At 72.8% G+C, this 16,425-nt stretch carries 19 protein-coding genes and 1 tRNA gene; 12 read left to right on the top strand and 8 right to left on the bottom strand.

The window, feature by feature from the left end; genetic code table 11:
- Window positions 1–50 precede the first annotated feature (50 nt).
- The 8 genes from ACIOFR_RS08295 (at window position 51) to ACIOFR_RS08260 (ending at window position 6,774) form a co-directional block, all read left to right on the top strand.
- Window positions 51–1,151, top strand: coding sequence for a diguanylate cyclase domain-containing protein (locus ACIOFR_RS08295; protein ID WP_400993515.1), 1,101 nt, complete (start codon window positions 51–53; stop codon window positions 1,149–1,151).
- Between the two features lie 53 nt (window positions 1,152–1,204).
- On the top strand, window positions 1,205–2,125 hold the full coding sequence (gene galU / locus ACIOFR_RS08290; RefSeq protein WP_400993513.1) for a UTP--glucose-1-phosphate uridylyltransferase GalU: 921 nt from the start codon (window positions 1,205–1,207) through the stop codon (window positions 2,123–2,125).
- A 25-nt stretch (window positions 2,126–2,150) separates the two neighbouring features.
- Window positions 2,151–3,461 (top strand): gephyrin-like molybdotransferase Glp, encoded by a 1,311-nt coding sequence (glp, locus tag ACIOFR_RS08285; RefSeq protein WP_400993511.1) that lies wholly within the window; start codon window positions 2,151–2,153, stop codon window positions 3,459–3,461.
- A 190-nt stretch (window positions 3,462–3,651) separates the two neighbouring features.
- The gene (gene moaC / locus ACIOFR_RS08280) at window positions 3,652–4,089 is read left to right on the top strand and encodes a cyclic pyranopterin monophosphate synthase MoaC (RefSeq protein ID WP_400993990.1); all 438 of its coding nucleotides are present in this window, start codon (window positions 3,652–3,654) and stop codon (window positions 4,087–4,089) included.
- Window positions 4,086–4,637, top strand: a complete 552-nt coding sequence (locus tag ACIOFR_RS08275; RefSeq protein ID WP_400993508.1) for a molybdenum cofactor biosynthesis protein B — start codon at window positions 4,086–4,088, stop codon at window positions 4,635–4,637. The genes moaC and ACIOFR_RS08275 overlap by 4 nt, the downstream gene beginning before the upstream one ends.
- A complete protein-coding gene (locus ACIOFR_RS08270; RefSeq protein WP_400993988.1) occupies window positions 4,634–5,260 on the top strand; it encodes a GNAT family N-acetyltransferase in 627 nt (208 codons plus the stop codon). Before ACIOFR_RS08275 ends, ACIOFR_RS08270 begins: the two co-directional genes overlap by 4 nt.
- A gap of 150 nt (window positions 5,261–5,410) precedes the next feature.
- Window positions 5,411–6,598 (top strand): gephyrin-like molybdotransferase receptor GlpR, encoded by a 1,188-nt coding sequence (gene glpR / locus ACIOFR_RS08265; RefSeq protein WP_400993506.1) that lies wholly within the window; start codon window positions 5,411–5,413, stop codon window positions 6,596–6,598.
- Between the two features lie 102 nt (window positions 6,599–6,700).
- Window positions 6,701–6,774: transfer RNA gene (locus ACIOFR_RS08260), tRNA-Ala, on the top strand.
- Window positions 6,775–6,847: 73 nt separating this feature from the next.
- Here ACIOFR_RS08260 and ACIOFR_RS08255 read toward each other — a convergent pair.
- The 7 genes from ACIOFR_RS08255 to ACIOFR_RS08225 form a co-directional block, all read right to left on the bottom strand.
- The gene (locus ACIOFR_RS08255) at window positions 6,848–8,110 is read right to left on the bottom strand and encodes a tyrosine-type recombinase/integrase (protein WP_400993503.1); all 1,263 of its coding nucleotides are present in this window, start codon (window positions 8,108–8,110) and stop codon (window positions 6,848–6,850) included.
- Window positions 8,107–8,319, bottom strand: coding sequence for an excisionase family DNA-binding protein (locus ACIOFR_RS08250; RefSeq protein ID WP_400993501.1), 213 nt, complete (start codon window positions 8,317–8,319; stop codon window positions 8,107–8,109). Before ACIOFR_RS08250 ends, ACIOFR_RS08255 begins: the two co-directional genes overlap by 4 nt.
- A complete protein-coding gene (locus ACIOFR_RS08245) occupies window positions 8,316–9,926 on the bottom strand; it encodes a replication initiator (protein WP_400993498.1) in 1,611 nt (536 codons plus the stop codon). The genes ACIOFR_RS08250 and ACIOFR_RS08245 overlap by 4 nt, the downstream gene beginning before the upstream one ends.
- On the bottom strand, window positions 9,923–10,129 hold the full coding sequence (locus tag ACIOFR_RS08240; RefSeq protein ID WP_400993495.1) for a hypothetical protein: 207 nt from the start codon (window positions 10,127–10,129) through the stop codon (window positions 9,923–9,925). Before ACIOFR_RS08240 ends, ACIOFR_RS08245 begins: the two co-directional genes overlap by 4 nt.
- A 36-nt stretch (window positions 10,130–10,165) precedes the next feature.
- Window positions 10,166–10,360, bottom strand: coding sequence for a hypothetical protein (locus ACIOFR_RS08235; RefSeq protein WP_400993492.1), 195 nt, complete (start codon window positions 10,358–10,360; stop codon window positions 10,166–10,168).
- Window positions 10,357–11,934: an FtsK/SpoIIIE domain-containing protein gene (locus tag ACIOFR_RS08230; RefSeq protein ID WP_400993490.1), complete on the bottom strand. Its 1,578-nt coding sequence runs from the start codon at window positions 11,932–11,934 to the stop codon at window positions 10,357–10,359. The genes ACIOFR_RS08235 and ACIOFR_RS08230 overlap by 4 nt, the downstream gene beginning before the upstream one ends.
- A 96-nt stretch (window positions 11,935–12,030) precedes the next feature.
- Window positions 12,031–12,426, bottom strand: a complete 396-nt coding sequence (locus tag ACIOFR_RS08225; RefSeq protein WP_400993488.1) for a plasmid replication, integration and excision activator — start codon at window positions 12,424–12,426, stop codon at window positions 12,031–12,033.
- Between the two features lie 197 nt (window positions 12,427–12,623).
- Here ACIOFR_RS08225 and ACIOFR_RS08220 point away from each other — a divergent pair, with 197 nt between their 5' ends.
- A complete protein-coding gene (locus tag ACIOFR_RS08220; RefSeq protein WP_400993485.1) occupies window positions 12,624–12,860 on the top strand; it encodes a hypothetical protein in 237 nt (78 codons plus the stop codon).
- Window positions 12,861–12,870: 10 nt separating this feature from the next.
- Here the strand turns inward: ACIOFR_RS08220 and ACIOFR_RS08215 are convergent, their stop codons facing one another.
- Window positions 12,871–13,617: a GntR family transcriptional regulator gene (locus ACIOFR_RS08215; RefSeq protein ID WP_400993483.1), complete on the bottom strand. Its 747-nt coding sequence runs from the start codon at window positions 13,615–13,617 to the stop codon at window positions 12,871–12,873.
- A 125-nt stretch (window positions 13,618–13,742) separates the two neighbouring features.
- Here ACIOFR_RS08215 and ACIOFR_RS08210 point away from each other — a divergent pair, with 125 nt between their 5' ends.
- The 3 genes from ACIOFR_RS08210 to ACIOFR_RS08200 all read left to right on the top strand — a co-directional run bounded on the left by ACIOFR_RS08210 (window position 13,743) and on the right by ACIOFR_RS08200 (window position 15,991).
- The gene (locus ACIOFR_RS08210; protein ID WP_400993481.1) at window positions 13,743–14,174 is read left to right on the top strand and encodes an ATP-binding protein; all 432 of its coding nucleotides are present in this window, start codon (window positions 13,743–13,745) and stop codon (window positions 14,172–14,174) included.
- A gap of 145 nt (window positions 14,175–14,319) precedes the next feature.
- Window positions 14,320–15,162, top strand: a complete 843-nt coding sequence (locus ACIOFR_RS08205) for a sigma-70 family RNA polymerase sigma factor (RefSeq protein WP_400993479.1) — start codon at window positions 14,320–14,322, stop codon at window positions 15,160–15,162.
- 4 nt (window positions 15,163–15,166) lie between these two features.
- Entirely contained in the window at window positions 15,167–15,991 is an 825-nt protein-coding gene (locus ACIOFR_RS08200; RefSeq protein ID WP_400993477.1) for a protein phosphatase 2C domain-containing protein, read from the top strand.
- Window positions 15,992–16,425 lie beyond the last annotated feature (434 nt).

The following is a 16,425-nucleotide window of genomic DNA, read 5'->3' as shown; positions in this document are numbered from 1 at the left end:
CAGCTCGGCACCGGCTCGGTGTGCAGAGCCTGACACGCGGAAGGCCGCCGATGTCCACCCCGCTCCTGGTGCAGGCCCTGGCTCCGATCGGCGCGGCCGCGCTGGCCACCGCCGGCTGGTGCGCGGTGAAGCTGCGCCGGACCACCACCGAGACCGCCGCCCGGGAGGACGGGCTGCGGCAGCGGGTCGCCGAACTGGAACAGGAGTGCGCCGAGCTCCAGCGCACCGCGGCCTGCGACCCCCTCACCGGGGTGTGGAACTACCGCCACCTCCAGCTCACCCTGGACAAGGAGATCGAGCGCTCCCGCCGGGCCGAGCAGACCGAGGGCCACCGCCGCCCGCTGGCGCTGCTGATGCTGGAGATCGCCGGATTCGAGACGGTCGTGGCCGAGCACGGCCGGGGCCGGGGCAACGCCATCCTGCGGGACCTCGTCCAGCGGCTCAGCATCGAGATCCGCCGCTCCGACACCCTGGGCCGGTACGGCGGCGAGGAGTTCCTGATCCTCCTCCCCGACACCGGGGCCGGGGGCGCCGTCCAGGTGGCCGAGCGGCTCTGCTGGGCCGTCCGCCGCCACCAGCTGCTCGACTGGTCGCCCGCGGGCCCGGCCCCCCGCCGCCCGGCCGGCGGCAACGGCCTCAGCGCCGCGATCGGCATCGCCGTCCTGCCCCGGGACGGCGGCCACGCCGCCCTGCTGCTGCGTGCCGCGGACCGGGCCCTGGGCGAGGCCCGCCATGCCGGCGGCGACTGCTGGCGCGACGGCGTGCCGCGCCCGGCCGTCGAGTGCGCGCGGCCCGCCGAGCCGGCCCCGACCGCCGGCGGCCGCCCCGACCGGACCGACAGCCCCGCCCGGACCGGCAGCCCCGACAGAACCGGCAGAAGCGACGGCTCCGACGGCCCGGACGGGGAGGTCGCGCACGAAGCTCCCGGTGCCGAACAGGCCGCGGGCGGGCCCCCGGCGCCCGCCGACGACGGGGGGACACCGGCCGTCGACACCGCGGTCGCACAACCGCCGCGCAGCCATCACCTGACCGTTCCGGAGGCGGCCGTCGCGCCCGGTAGTGTGTCCACCTGCGCAGGCAGGGCCCCGCGCACCTCTGCCGGCACATCCCTCGCCACCGCCGAGGGGCCGGCCCGGGATACGGTTTCATAGTCGGTTCACGTCACTCTCAGTTGGGCGCACGCACGCCTTAGTAAGGTCAACGCATGACGAAGACGAACGCCCGCACCCCCGTCACCAAGGCCGTCGTGCCCGCGGCCGGGCTGGGAACCCGGTTCCTGCCGGCGACCAAGGCGACTCCCAAGGAGATGCTGCCGGTCGTTGACAAGCCCGCGATCCAGTACGTCGTCGAGGAGGCCTCCGCCGCGGGCCTGTCCGACATACTGATGGTCACCGGCCGCAACAAGCGTGCGCTGGAGGACCACTTCGACCGCGCGTACGAGCTGGAGGAGCTCCTCACCCGCAAGGGCGACCACGACCGGCTGCGCCGCGTCCAGGAGTCCGTGCAGCTCGCCAACATGCACTACGTCCGCCAGGGCGACCCCAAGGGCCTCGGCCACGCCGTCCTGGTCGCCGAACAGCACGTGGCGGGCCAGCCGTTCGCCGTCCTGCTGGGCGACGACCTGATCGACCCGCGCGACCCGCTGCTCTCCCGCATGATCGAGGTCCAGCAGGAACTCGGCGGATCCGTGGTCGCGTTGATGGAGGTCGACCCCTCCCAGATCCACCTCTACGGCTGCGCCGCCGTCAAGCCGAACGGCTTCGGCGAGGACGTCTTCCGGATCACCGACCTGGTCGAGAAGCCCGACACCGACGACGCGCCGTCCAACTACGCCGTGATCGGCCGCTACGTCCTGGACCCGGCCGTGTTCGACGTGCTGCGCAACACGCCGCCCGGCCGCGGCGGCGAGATCCAGCTCACCGACGCGCTGCGCGAGCTCGCCGCCCGCGACGACTCCACCGGCGGCCCCGTCCACGGCGTGCTCTTCAAGGGCCGCCGCTACGACACCGGCGACCGCGCCGACTACCTGCGCGCTATCGTCCGACTGGCGTCCGAGCGGGAGGACCTCGGCCCGGAGTTCCGCTCCTGGCTCAAGGAGTTCGTCGCCACCGAGATGCAGGGCTGAACCGTACGAGAGAGAGCGTGAGGCGATGACCGGGACCGAGCACGACCCCTGTTGCGGGGAGCCCCCGGCCCCGGCGGCGCCCCGCACCTGGAGCGTCGACGAGCACCTGGCCGACGTGCTCTCCGGCATCGCCCCGCTGCCCGCCATCGAGCTCCAGCTGCTCGACGCCCAGGGCTGCCGGCTGGCCGAGGACGTCGTCTCCGGCGTCGACCTGCCGCCCTTCGACAACAGCTCGATGGACGGGTACGCCGTCCGCACCGCCGACACCGTCCGTGCCACCGGCGAGTACCCCTCGGTGCTCGCCGTGGTCGGCGACATCGCCGCCGGTGCGGGCGAGCTGCCCGCGGTCGGCCCCGGCCAGGCCGCCCGGATCATGACCGGCGCCCCGCTGCCGCCCGGCGCGGAGGCCGTCGCGCCCGTCGAATGGACCGACGGCGGCACCGGCACCGGGCGGGCCGCCGACGCGATGACCGCCGCCGTCACGGACGAGGCGGTCCGGGTGCTGCGCCCGGTCGGCGAGGGGGCCCACGTCCGCCGCCGCGGCAGCGACCTGGCCACCGGCGACCGGGTCCTCGACGCCGGCACCGTGCTCGGCCCGACCCAGCTCGGCCTGCTCGCCGCGATCGGCCGCGGCACCGTCCGGGTCCGCCCCCGGCCGCGCGTGGTGGTGCTCTCCACCGGCAGCGAGCTCGTCCAGCCCGGCGAACCGGTCGGCCCCGGCCGGATCTCCGACTCCAACAGTTTCACCCTCACCGCGGCCGCCCGGGACGCCGGCGCCATCGCGTACCGGGTCGGCGGGGTCCCCGACGACGCGGCCGTGCTGCGCTCCGTCCTGGAGGACCAGCTCGGCCGGGCCGACCTGATCGTCACCAGCGGCGGCGTCAGCGTCGGCGCGTACGACGTGGTCAAGGAGGTCTTCGAGAGCTACGGCGGGATGGACTTCCGCCGGCTGCGGATGCAGCCCGGCAAGCCGCAGGGCTTCGGCCGGATCGGCCCCGGCGGCGGCGTCCCCCTGCTCGCCCTACCCGGCAACCCGGTCAGCGCGTACATCTCGTTCGAGCTCTTCGTCCGCCCGGTGATCCGCACCATGCTCGGCGCCCCCGACGTCCACCGCCCGGTCGTGCCCGCGCCCTGCAGCGCCGACCTGCGCTCCCCGGCCGGCCGCCGGCAGTTCCTGCGCGGGTGGTACGCCGACGGCCGGGTGAGCCCGGTCGGCGGCGAGGGATCGCACCTGGTCGGCGCCCTGGCCCGGGCGAACTGCCTGATCACCGTCCCGGAGGACACCACCGCCGTCCCGGCCGGCACCACCCTCGACGTCGTCCTCCTGACCGACTGACACCCGCCGCCCCCGCCGCCCCGCGCCCCCGGGGCGGACGGCGGACCGGGCCGACGCGCCCGGAGGCGGGCCGAGCCCGGATGTGGTTGTACGGTAGCGCGGTATTCGACCCGCGCTCCTGGAGTGACCCGTGACCGACAACCCAAGCGGCGACCGCCTCACCCACGTCGACGACACCGGCGCAGCCCGGATGGTCGACGTCTCGGAGAAGGCCACCACCGTCCGCACCGCGGTGGCCGCCGGACGGGTCCGGGTCTCCGCCCGGGTGATCGAACTGCTGCGAGGCGAGGGCGTCCCCAAGGGCGACGCCCTGGCCGTGGCGCGGATCGCCGGGATCATGGGCGCCAAGCGGACCCCCGACCTGATCCCGCTCTGCCACCCGATCGCCATCTCCGGTGTCACCGTCGACCTGACCGTCACCGACGAGGCCGTCGAGATCACCGCCACCGTGCGCACCGCCGACCGCACCGGCGTCGAGATGGAGGCCCTCACCGCCGTCGCGGTCGCCGGCCTGACCGTGATCGACATGGTCAAGGCCGTCGACAAGGCCGCCGCCGTCGAGGACGTCCGCGTCCTCACCAAGACCGGCGGCAAGAGCGGCGACTGGGCCCGTCAGGACGCCCGGTGAGGGCCCTCGCCGTCACCGTCTCCAACCGCGCCTCGGCCGGCGTCTACGAGGACCGCGGCGGCCCGCTGCTGGTGGCCGGCCTGGAACGGATGGGCTTCGCCACCGACGGTCCGCAGGTCGTGCCGGACGGCGAACCGGTCGAGGCCGCACTGCGCGCCGCCGTCGCCGCAGGCTACGACGTGGTGCTCACCACCGGCGGCACCGGCATCTCGCCGATGGACCTCACCCCCGAGATGACCGCCCGGGTGATCGACCGCCCGATTCCCGGCATCCCCGAGGCCGTCCGGGCGTACGGGCGCGAGAAGGTGCCGACCTCCGCCCTGTCCCGCGGGCTGGCCGGCCTGGCCGGACGTACCCTGATCGTCAACCTGCCGGGCTCCACCGGCGGGGTCAAGGACGGCCTGGCCGTGCTCGCACCGCTGCTCCCGCACGCCGTGGACCAGCTGGCCGGCGGGGACCACCCCCGACCCGACACCGCCCCCGCCGCGGGGCCCACCGGGACCGCCCCCACCGCCGGGCCCCGGCCGTCCGAGGGGAGTACGAGCTGAACGCGGGCTGGCCGGTCGAACTGCGGGAGGGCGACATCACGCTGCGCCCCATCCGGGTCCGGGACCAGCGCGCCTGGCAGGAGGTCAGCCGCCGCAACCGGGACTGGCTGCGGCGCTGGGAGGCCACCGTCCCGCCCGCGCCGGCGGGCACCCCGGCCGGGACGCGGCCGACCTACCGGCAGATGGTCCGCTACCTGCGCAACGAGGCGGCCGCCGGCCGGATGCTCCCGTTCGTGGTGCTGTACCGGGACCAGCTGGTGGGGCAGCTCACGGTCGGCGGGATCACCTGGGGCTCGATGTGCTCGGCCAACGTCGGCTACTGGATCGACGAGACGGCCGCCGGGCGGGGCATCATGCCGACCGCCGTGGCGCTCGCCGTCGACCACTGCTTCCGGACCCTCGGTCTGCACCGCATCGAGGTCTGCATCCGGCCCGAGAACCGGCCGAGCCGGCGCGTGGTCGAGAAGCTCGGTTTCCGGGAGGAGGGCACCCGGCCGCGCTACCTCCACATCGACGGCGACTGGCGTGACCACCTCGTGTACGCACTGACGGTGGAGGAGGTCCCGGAAGGGATGCTGACCCGCTGGCGGTCACTCAGAAGTGGCCACCGTCCCGGTAATTGAATGTATGTTCGAAATAGATATCGATATGGCATCGCGCCCGGCCCGAGCCGGCACAAATACCAGCAAAATAGTCGGAGAATCAGCTTGGCGGCACGACACGCCGCGCCAAATTGCTGCCAGGCCTTCCCCAACGCCCGTACCGTGTGAAACGTGAGCAGTAGCGGCCTTATCTACGCGGTCATCGTAGGGGCCTGGGCTGCCTATCTGGTGCCGATGTGGCTCCGCAGGCAGGACGAGCTCAACGAGTCGCGTCCGACGGAACGCTTCAGCACCGCGATCCGCCTGCTGGCCGGACGATCGGCCCTGGAGCGGCGAGCGGCCAGGACCCTGGGTGACCAGACCGGGACCGGGGACGACGGGGCGAGCGAGCCCCCGTCCGCCGAGTCCGAGACCGACCCCGAAACCGGGCGGGTGCGCGAGTCGGATCCCGAGCCCGCGCCCGGCCCGGCGCGCGGCGAATCCGCGTCCGACGAATCGGTGCGCGGCGATTCGGCGCGCACCGAATCGGGGCGTGGCGAGTCCGGGCACGGCGAGTCCGCGCCCCCGGAGTCCGGGCCCCCGGAGTCCGGCGAGGCGCGCCGCGAGGTGCCGCCGGGGCACGGGCAGGGACACGGACCCGGCTCCCACGGGACGGCCTCTACCGAACGCCGGGCACGGCTGCTCGCACGGCGGCGCCGCATGGTCACCGCGCTCTTCCTCGCCTTCGCGCTGGGCGCCGTCGTGGCGGCCGTGGCGGGCGTGGCGTTCATCTGGGTGCCGATGGTGCCCGCCCTCCTGCTCACCCTGTACATCGGCCATCTCCGCCGGCTGGAGCGCCAGCGCTTCGAGGTGAAGCTGGACCGGGCGCGGGCCGCCCAGGCCGCCGAACGCCTGCGGGCCCGCGAGCGCGAGCGCACGGCGCAGGAGCCGGAGCGGGCCGACCGGCACGACGCCGCGCACGCCGCCGACCCCGGACGCCCGCACCTGCGGCTGGCCACCGAGCCCGGCGGGCACGAACCCCACCCCGAGCGGAGCCCGCACGGTGCCCGGCCGGAGTCCGCGACCACCGCCGTCGCCGAGGCCACCGAGCACGAGGAGTGGGTGGACGGCATGCGGGAGCGCGGCGCGGCCGGCCCCGACTCCTGGGAGCCCGTCCCCGTCCCGCTGCCGACCTACGTGACCGCCCCGGTCGCGCCCCGGGTCACCCGCAGCCTCGACCTGGGCTCGCCCGGCACCTGGGACTCCGGCCGCACGGCGGCGGAATCCCGCGACACACCGCTCTTCGACCAGTACGCCGAGCACGCCCCGCCACCGGCCGAGGCCGAGAGCCGGCCCCGCCTCCGGGCAGCCAACGAATGACCGCCACCGCCCCGCCGCAGGCCACCGCCATCGCGACGGGGCGGTCGCCGTTCGGGGGCGGTCATGAGTGCCCCCGCAGAGGTGATAGAGTTCTTTCTCGTTGGGGCTGTGGCGCAGTCCGGTAGCGCACCTCGTTCGCATCGAGGGGGTCAGGGGTTCGAATCCCCTCAGCTCCACCCAATGTCAAAGGCCCTTCCGGGATCATCCGGGAGGGCCTTTGAGCGTCTGTACAGCAGTGAAGTACAGCAACTACGCGGGGCGCTCCGGGGCTTCGGGCGTGGTGATGTGCTTCCCGAGCTTCTTGAGCGCGCGACGGGTCGCCTCTGACGGTACGTGGGTGTAGATCTCCATGGTGACCGCGATCTTGCTGTGCCGGAGGATCTGCATAGCGATCCGCGGGTGCACGTCCAGCGCGGCGAGGAGCGACCCGCAGGTGTGCCGAGTGTCGTGCAGCCGGATCACGCGGACGCCGGCCAGCTCGCACCGCCGCTTGAACGACCGGTTGAAGTTGCGCGGTTCGATCGGCGAGCCGGTACGGGTGGTGAGGACGAAGCTCAGCCCCGACCACAGGTCGCCGGCGGCGCGCTTGGCGGAAGCCTGCACCTGACGGCGGTAGCGCAGCGCCGCGGTGCAGATGTCCGGCAGGGGGAGGACCGCGGTCGAGGCGTCGGTCTTGGTCTCGTCGTGGACGAGCTGACGCCGGATCCGCTGCAGCTGGGCCTCCACCGTCAGCAGCTCGGCATCCAGGTCCACCGAACCCCACGTCAGGCCCAGCACCTCACCGCGCCGCAGGCCGAGCACCAGGATCAGCACGTACGCGGCGTAGAACGGGTCTCCGTCGCGTCGCGCGGACTCAAGGAAGGTCTTGGCCTCCTCGACGGACCAGGGCTTGCGAGGGGCCCTCCTGGGCGTTCGGAGCTTGACCAGGGCGGCGAGGTTCTTCGTGATCAGTTCCTCGGAGATGGCCGTGGTCAGCGCCGAGCGGAGCGTGTTGCGAGCATCCCGGACGGTGCGGTGCGAGAGCCGCTGATCGCAGCACCGGCCGACCGCACAGCACCTCTGACGCCGCTTCGGGTCGTGGTGAGCCGCCGGCCGGGCGGCGTCCTTGCCCTGGGCGCAGCACTGGCAGGCGTCGAGCATCCTGTTCGTCCACTCGCGCACGTCGCGGACGGTCAGCTTGTCCAGCCGCTTCGAGCCGAGGCCCGGGGCGATGTACAGGCGAACGTGCATCTCGTACGTCTCGGCGGTCTTGGGCTTGAGGTGCGGGTCGACCACCTGCCGGAGCCAGTAGTCGAGGTAGCCGCCGAGCGTGGGCGCGCTGGTGGCCACCGGGCCGGCCTTGGCTGCGGCGTGCAGCTTCAGCCACTTCTCGTGGGTCTCGGTCCGGGTCTTGCCGTAGACGTACTTCCGGTCGCGGGTGCCGTCGGGCTTGGTCACCCAGACGTACGCCGCGAAGCCGCCCTGCTTCCGGGGGTAGATCGACCCCTCGCCGTTGCCGCGCTTGCCGCTCATGCCGCCCACTCCTCAGTGCCGGTGGTGCAGCGGGTGACGTACTCGTCCACCCAGGCCGGGAGGATGCGCCGGTCCCGGCCGATCTTCACGGAGCGGATCTGGCCGGTGAGGACCAGCATCTTGGTCTTCGAGAGGCCGAAGCCGAGCATGGCCGCAACCTCGGCCGTCGTGTGCCACTTGCGCTGGATGATGGTGCTGCTCGTGGTCATGCTGCCTTCCTTTCGGGCGCTGTTGGGGGAGCCGGGGGAGTGCCTTTGGCGTTGGCGAGGGCCTGGTCGAGGGCTTGGCGCCAGCGGACGCGTTCGGCGACGGCGCGTAGGAGGCGGGTGGCGAGGGGTGTGGCGTCGGGGTCGCCGGGGCGGACGAGGGCCCAGAGGTAGCGGGTGGGGTCGGGGCGGGTGGTGGTGTCGCCGAGGACGTCGAGGACCCAGGCTCGGCGTTCGGCGCGGTGGTCGGTGAGGGTCTTGCCGGACCACTTGCGGGAGACGAGGACGCGGCGGCCGCCGTAGCCGAGGTGTTCGCGCTTGTGGGCGCGGGCGCGGCAGTTGCCGGCGTGCAGGCCGGGGTGGGCGCCGCGTGGCTGGATGCCGTAGAGGAGCCAGTTGGCGCAGGTCGGCGAGCAGGGTTCCCAGCGGAGTTCGGCGGTGAGGCGGTCGATGTGGTCGGCCTCGGTGGCGGTGGTGGCGCTGTGGCACTCGGCGACGGATTTGGTCAGGTATTTGGTGAGGTAGCGGATGCAGCGGCCGGCCTGGTCGGAGCCGACGAGGACGCCTTGCGCGTCGAGTTGGGGGCCGAAGCGGACGACGTGCAGCGGTTCGGCGTCCGGGTCCTGGTCGAGGTCGTCGAGGGCTTCCTCCCAGGTCGGGAGCGGTGTGCCGGTGGCCGGGTCGGTGAAGGCGCCGAGTTCCGGTGCCCACATGGGAGCCCGGTCGGGGGTGTAGCGGGGCCGGTCCGCAGGCGGCCACCAGACCTGGTGGTAGGTGGCGGCGACGACTTGGCGCAGTTCGGCGCGGGAGATGGTGCCGCGCAGGGCGAGGTGCAGGTGCGGGGCGAGGCGGCGTTGCGGTTCGACGACGGCGAAGTACTGGACGTCGAAGCCGACGAAGCGGCGGAGGTTCTGGACGAACCGGTCGATCAGCTTGGGGAAGTGGAGCGCGTCCCGGGCGGCGCGGCGGTAGTCGTAGCTCGCCGGGTCGACCGGGGTGCCGTCGGCGCGGACCTTGCCGTACGAGGGCAGGGTGAGGGTGAGGAAGAGGGAGGGCCGGAAGGTCTTGCCGTCCGGGGCGGCGTAAGCCTTGCCGAGGGTTCGGGCCTCGACCGGGCGGCGCGGGAGGTCGGGGGTGTCCTGGCGGCGGCGGGTGGAGCGGACGCGCCGGGCGGTGGTGGCCGGTTCGAGGGTGCCGCGGACGCCGGAGTCGGCGAGCTGTTCATCGACCTCGACGAGGACGGCGGCCAGGTCCTCGGCATCCGGGTCGCCGGCCTCGGTGTGGGCCTTGGTCAGGTCGGCGCGGAGCTCGGTGAGGAAGAGCTGTTCGTCGGTGGCCGGGTCGGCGTCGAGGGCCGGTTCCTCGGTGAGGTGCCAGCCCTCGCGGCACTGGACGGCGCGCAGGCGGCGCTTGCGTTCGGCGCAGGTCGGGCACTGGCTGGCGCGGGTGGAGCCGCAGGGGATGTCGACGATCTCGGTCTGGCCGGTGAGGACGTCAGTGCGGCGGACGGCCACCGGGCGGACGCAGACGCCGTGTTCCTCGGCGACGGTGCGGAGCACGTCCCGGGCCAGTGGCATCCTGGCCCGTTCGGCGCGGGTGGTGCCGGTCATCGGCTCTCGCCGGTGTAGCAGAAGGCGTACAGGGTCTCCATGAGGCGGACGAGGTCGCGGCCGGCGCTGATGGGCGGGTATCCGGCGTCCTCGATCCGGCGGGCGATGTCGAAGATCAGGCCGCGGGTGAAGCGCGGGTCGTCGCCGGTCTCCGGCTCGGGGACGGGGTAGTTGGCCGCGCTGGGGAGGCGGTCGTCGGGCATGGCGGGTACCTCCGGTCGTGGGTGTCGCGCGTTGGGTCAGGGGTGGACGGCGGCGAAGGACTTGGCCAGCCAGCCGAGCAGGGCGCGGATCAGGGCGGCGGCGCCGGTGTCGGCGAGGAGGAATCCGAAGGCGCCGCAGAGGAGCAGGTCGGTTGCCTTGAGGGCCTTGTGCCGGAGCAGGACGACGATCAGGGCGCCGAGGAGCAGGACGAGGGAGCCGGAGAGGATCACGGCCGGTCACCACCTTCCGGGTTGCTGTCGAGGGGGCTAGACACCACGTAGATGGAGCGGTCGGGGTCGTACTGCGCGGCGAGCGCGCTGATCTCGGAGTCGGGGACGTAGGCGGCGCGGACGCGGACCGGTTCGGGCTGACCTTCGTTGCGGACGTAGCCGACACCGGCCCCGGTGTGCGGGTCGGGCGAGATCAGATCGGCGTACGCGCCGCGGTCGCGGGCGCCGGAGCCGAGGACCATGTCGACCTGCGCTGCTTCGTCCATCCGCAGGGCGATGCGGTCGGGGAACAGGTTGCGCAGGTTCATCACCTCCTTGCGCGGGTCCTGGAGGGCGCCGACGAGGCAGAATCCGACCGAGCGGCCCTGGCTGGTGAGGGTGGCGATGGCCGCCTCGGCGCGGCGCCGCAGGTCGCGGTCGGACTGGTAGGCGGTGAGGAAGGCGAGTTCGTCGACCAGGAGCACGACGAACGGTGAGTCCGGGGTCGGGATGTGTGAGCGGACGAGGCCGGCGAAGGACCGGGCCCGTTCCTGCATCCGCTCGACGGCGTCCTCCAGGAGGTCGACCATGCGCTCCGGGTCGCAGGCGTACTTGGCGAAGAGGCCGACCCCGAAGGACAGTTCCATCCGCTTGGGGTCCAGCGCCCAGATCTGCACCAGCCCGCCGGCGACGGCGGGCAGCAGGCCCCGGACGATGCCCCAGAGGATCGAGCCCTTGCCAGCCCCGGTGACCCCGGCCACCAGGACGTGCGTGCCGTGCAGCCGCAGCCGCCACGGGGAGCCGTCCTCGCGGGTGCCGATCTCTACCGACGCCCACCCGGCCGACGGGCCCACCGGTTCGGACGGAGCGCCATCTCCTCGGCCAACTCGGCCGCCAGGAGCGCTACTCGACGCGAGAGCCGAAAGGCGGCGACCAGAGCCCGGAAGCTCCAGTGCCGAAGCCGCCCAGGCCGACGCGGCTGCGGTGCGAGTGCGGCGAGCAAGCGTCCGGAGGTGAAATCGGGCCCGGCGGGCGAGCGTCGCGAGCTGGTCCCACCAGGTGCGGAGCCGCTTCGCGAAGGGTGGACGGGTGGTGGTCGGTGTCGTGCGGCCGGTGGTGAAGGGTTCGGCGAGCGGGTCGACCGTCCAGGCCCGGAGCACCACGACGCCGCGGCGCGGACTGGTGATCTCGACCCTGTGGACGCGCCAGGCGTGGGCGATGCCCTGCGCGTGCTGCGCGACCTGGTCCGGCACCTGGCCGGGCAGCAGGCCGATCAGGACGTCCAGCCCGCCCGGGTGGCGGCGGATGCGCGCTATCCGCGGCCAGACGTACTCGTACGGGGCGTCGAAGCGCGGCAGGGGTGCCTGCTGCCACAGCCCGAGGGCGTAGGTCAGGTCCGGCCAGCCGCGCCGGATCCGCGAGCGCAGCGACTTCGCCCGGTACACCAGCGCGACGACCGGGCCGGCCGCGCAGAGGGTCAGGACCAAGGCGCCGCCGAGGGGGCCCAGGTGGGCGACGGCGGTGGAGTAGGCGAGCCAGGCAGCGGCCAGCAGGAGGACTGCTGCCTTGAAGCGAGGGTGGATCGGCTTGGACATGGGGGTGGTTCACCTCTTTCTCGTTGCGGAGGGAGTGGGCACCGGCCCGGCGCACGGCCGTGGTGGCGGTCGGACGCCGGGCCCGGACGGGGTGGGTCAGGCCGCCGACTTCGCCGCCGAGCGGGCAGCTGCGGGTGCGCGGAGGCCGGAGGCCCGGAACGAGTAGGCGACCCGGCCGCCGTTGTTCACGTAGGCCGTGACGGTCAGGCCGTCGAACTCGACCGGGCGGAAGGGCAGTCCGGGAGCCGCATCCGGCAGGACCGGCAGCACCGGGGCGGCGACCTTCACCCGGGCCGAGGTGTCCCGCGCCTCGGGGTCGGGGTCTACGACGGAGACCACCCAGAGCGGGTGACCGGTCGTCTTGTCGCGCGCCTGCACCTTGGCGCCGCTCTTGCTCGCCTCGAAGTCGGCGACCGGTTCGACGGAGACGGCGAAGGCGCCAGCGGGAAAGACGTCCTCGAAGCGGACGGGGATCGCGCCACGGATGGCCATGTGAGCACTCCTTGTACACCCCCCTAGACAGTCGAGGATCGACCGCCTCGAGACAGCTGTCGAGGGGGGTAGACAAGACGGTAGGCCGCAGAGGTGGCGAGTGTCTAGGGGTATATACAAAGATCTTGACGGTGCGTCAGGCCGGCCCGCGTCGATATCCGGCGGCGCCCCAGCCATCGATGTGCCAGGGTGCCTCCATGCACGACGAGACGGCGCGGCCCCAGCAGACGGAACAGCCCTGGTCGAAGGTGGATCCGCTCATCTTCGAGGGTCGGCGGCTCCAAGCCGTGATGCAGATCCGGGAGGCGTTCGGCGTGGGCCTCCACGACGGGGTCGACCTTCTCAGGGGGCGCTACGAGGCCCTCCGCAGCGAGCGCCCGGAGGGCTTCAAGGTCGAGCACGACGACTACTGGGACGGCTTCGGCACTCTGTAAGGCCGCCGCGTCAGGGCAGTTCGATCTCGTAAGCCAGTCGGGAACTGTCGGCTGCGAGCACGATGTCGGCCGTTTCGACCGCGAGTTCACCGGCCCAGTGGGTGCGTTCGATCGCGAGCACGGTTGCCCCGAGCGGGATTCCGAGCGGGCCGGACTCGGCTTCCAGGACCGGCCGGGCCGTCACGTCCTCGGTCACGCGGGTGACCGTGATGCCGATGTGCGCCATCCGCTCGACCACGCCGCGGCCGGCGAGCGGCCCGAGTTCCGGCAGGACGACGACGCTGCCCTCGGTCATCGCCAGCGGCTCCCAGCTGGTGGACAGCTGGACGGGTGCGCCGTCCGCCAGGAACACGTACTGCGACTGGATCACGGGTGCGCCCTCGGCGATGCCCAGTCGGACGGCCAGCGTGGTCGTCGCGTAGGTCTTCTGCGAGTCGTTGGTCCAGGACGGCTCGACGCCCCGTTCCCGGCTCTCGGCTGCGAACGGGCTCCCGGCGGCCTGGTAGCGGCCTCGCGCGATCCGGGCCGGCACCGGCCGAGGGCGGACGTAGGTACCGGAGCCCGGTCGCCCCTCGGCCAGACCTTCCGCGGCCAGGACGCGGAGTGCCTGGCGGACCGGCTGTTCGGACAGGCCGTGGTCACGGCACAGGTCCGCGATGCTCGGCATCCGCGATCCGGGCTCACGCGCACCCGAGAGGATCTCGGCGCGCAGTGCATCAGCAAGCCGCAGGTAAGCCGGCCGACCCAACTCCCCCATCGCGGACCTCTTCTCACGTTTCGTCACAACAGCTTGACAACCTCAGGCCCGAGCTTTCAAGCTCGGATTCGAGCTTGACTCAATGTAGTTGACCGAACGCGTCGCGAGGTGAAGGGGATACAGCCATGACTTGGATCGCCCAGTTCCCAGGAGTACCGGAGTCGGTCGGGGGTGCGCGAAAGCTGATCCGCGACGCGCTCGACTTCCTCCCGCAGGTCGACGACGCCGAGCTGATCGTCTCCGAGCTGGTCACCAACGCCATCCTGCACAGCAGGTCCGGGGCCGGCGGTGTGTTCTGGGTGGAGATCCGGCGGCGTCGCGGGTTCGTCCGGATCGCCGTCACGGACGAGGGCTCGGCCGGATCGAAGCTGGCCTACCGCAACGCCGAGGAGGTCGACGACTTCGGGCGCGGGCTGAAGATCGTGACCGAGCTCGCCGACAACTGGGGAGCCAGCAGCGAGGTCGATGACTCCCGAACGGTTTGGGCCGAGCTAGCATCCCCGACAGAGGCGACGCCTCACATCCGCACGAAGAAGTCCTCTTCACGGGGTGTATAGCCCCCTAGACAGTGACGGCTGCCGACCAGCCGCCAGGAGAACCGCGATGACCGACCACCCCCAGCACGCCGGGCTGCACCTGCGTTTGCTGATCTTGTCTATCCCCCTAGACTCTGCGCTGACAGGGCCGGACACAGGAGGAGACGTGGCGGGAGAGACGCAGCGGATCGCCGCCATCAGGGATCCGTTCGCGCTGTTGCGGGCGGCCACGGTGCGGCTGGCCGAGGCTCAGCAGGAGGTCACCGAGCTGTCGCGGCTCCGGCAGCGGGTGATCTCCGAGCTGCACGACCAGGGCATGTCGTACGCGCAGATCGCCGCCGAGGCCGGACTGACCCGCGGCCGGATCCACCAGCTCAAGCAGTCCGCACCGGCACCCGAGGGCGCGTTCCTCGGGAACGCCCGGCTCATCATCGCCACTCCGCTCAAGCAGGAGGCCGGCAACTCCCGTCCGGTCCTGGCCGCCGAGGACTTCTCCGCGGCCCAGCGCCTCGGCGACCTCGCCCGCTCCTACAAGCTGGACCCGAGCTTCGAGCACGTGCCCATCGGCGGGGAGATCGACCTCAACCGCGAGGACATGATCGTCATCTGCGGCCCCCGGCTCTCCAGCCACGTCGCCGACGTCCTCGCCCAGGACCCGTCGATCAGCTTCGAGCGCGCCGAGGACGGCCCGTGGACGCTCCGCGACCACGAGTCCGGTATCTCCTACCGCGCTGGCATGGACTCGACCCCGAAGACCAACTCGGACGTCGCCTATTTCGGCCGGCTCCCTCGCCCGGACGGCCAGGGCCTGATCATGGTCCTTACCGGGATCCACCCGCAGGGCAGCCTTGGCGTCGTCCACCTGATCGTCAATGATCTCGCGGACCTCTACCGCCAGGTCGGGACCGAGAGGTTCTCCGTCCTGGTGAACGTGGACTACGACCCGGCGAACAACGAGCCCGTCAACGTTCGTCTGCTGTCGCCGTTCTACCGTCACCAGGCAGACTGAGACCGTGCATCTGGAGATCGCCACCGAGCCCGCCCACCCGCAGCGTCCCAACGAGGACTTCACCGCCGCCAGCCCGAGCGCCGTCGTCCTGCTCGACGGTGCCGGCACCCCGGCCGGATCCGACTGCGGCTGCACCCACGGCGTCGCCTGGTACGTCTCCCGACTGGGCGTCAGCCTGCTGGCAGCCGTGACCAACCAGCCGGACCGGGCGCTGACCGACTGCCTCGCCGACGCGATCGCGCAGACCGCCGAGCTGCACGTCGACACCTGCGACCTCAGCCACCCGGGCACGCCCTCGGCCACGGTCGTCGCGGTGCGGCTGGCGGACGAGGTCGTCGAGTACCTGGTCCTGGCCGACTCCACCCTCGTCCTGGAACACACCGACGAGCGGGGCCCGGTGGCCGTCACCGATGACCGCGAGGCACTGGTCGGTGCGGCCCTGCGCGGAGCCATGGACGCCGAGACCGCCGGCACTGCCGAACACGCCACCGCCCTGCGCGCCTACGTCGAAGCCATGCGGGCCCACCGCAACCAGCCCGAGGGCTTCTGGGTCGCAGCCGCCGACCCCGCAGCCGCGTACGCCTCACTCACCGGCAGCGTGCCCCGGGCCGACCTCACCGGGGTGACCCTGCTGAGCGACGGCGCGTCCCGCCTGGTCGACCGCTTCGAACTCGCCGACTGGGCCGAGGCCCTGCGGCTGATCCGCGAGCAGGGCCCCGCTGCGCTGATCCGCGAGGTCCGGACCGCCGAGCTGAGCGACACCGAAGGCCGGCGCTGGCCCCGCGGCAAAACCCACGACGACACCGCAGTCGTCCGCGTCACGCTGTAACCGCAAACCCCCGAAACCTCTCCGGGGTCACTGCCGAATTCAGCTGTACCAGGTCAAGGGCGCGCAAGCGCGCCGCTGCCCCGTCCGCGGCGGCCGACGCCGGGCGTGCGGGCTGGCGCCCGGTCCCGGCGCGACCGTCAGAACGGGGCAGCAGGGTGGCTGGGGCCGGCGGCTCCGCGGTTTTACCCACCTGCCAGGCCCGGGACCCGCGCCGGGCAAGACCGGGGGGCCACTCGGCCACATTGCGGCCAGGTCCAAGACCTGCCCGAGATCGCGGGCCAGCTTACGGCCCCCCGATCATGCCCGGCCCCAGACCAGACAGGACACCGGCCAAAACCGCTCCGCCGCCCGTTGCAGCCCCTTACTCGCTGACGCGCTCGTTCTTCGCCGTCGTGTGGCGAGCGGTACGCCTGAGCTCCCAAACGCGGACCAGG

This window comes from Kitasatospora sp. NPDC088346, assembly GCF_044740765.1.
Lineage (GTDB): Bacteria > Actinomycetota > Actinomycetes > Streptomycetales > Streptomycetaceae > Kitasatospora.
The sequence above is the reverse complement of the archived record's forward strand: the minus strand, read 5'-3'. Positions and strand labels throughout refer to the sequence as shown.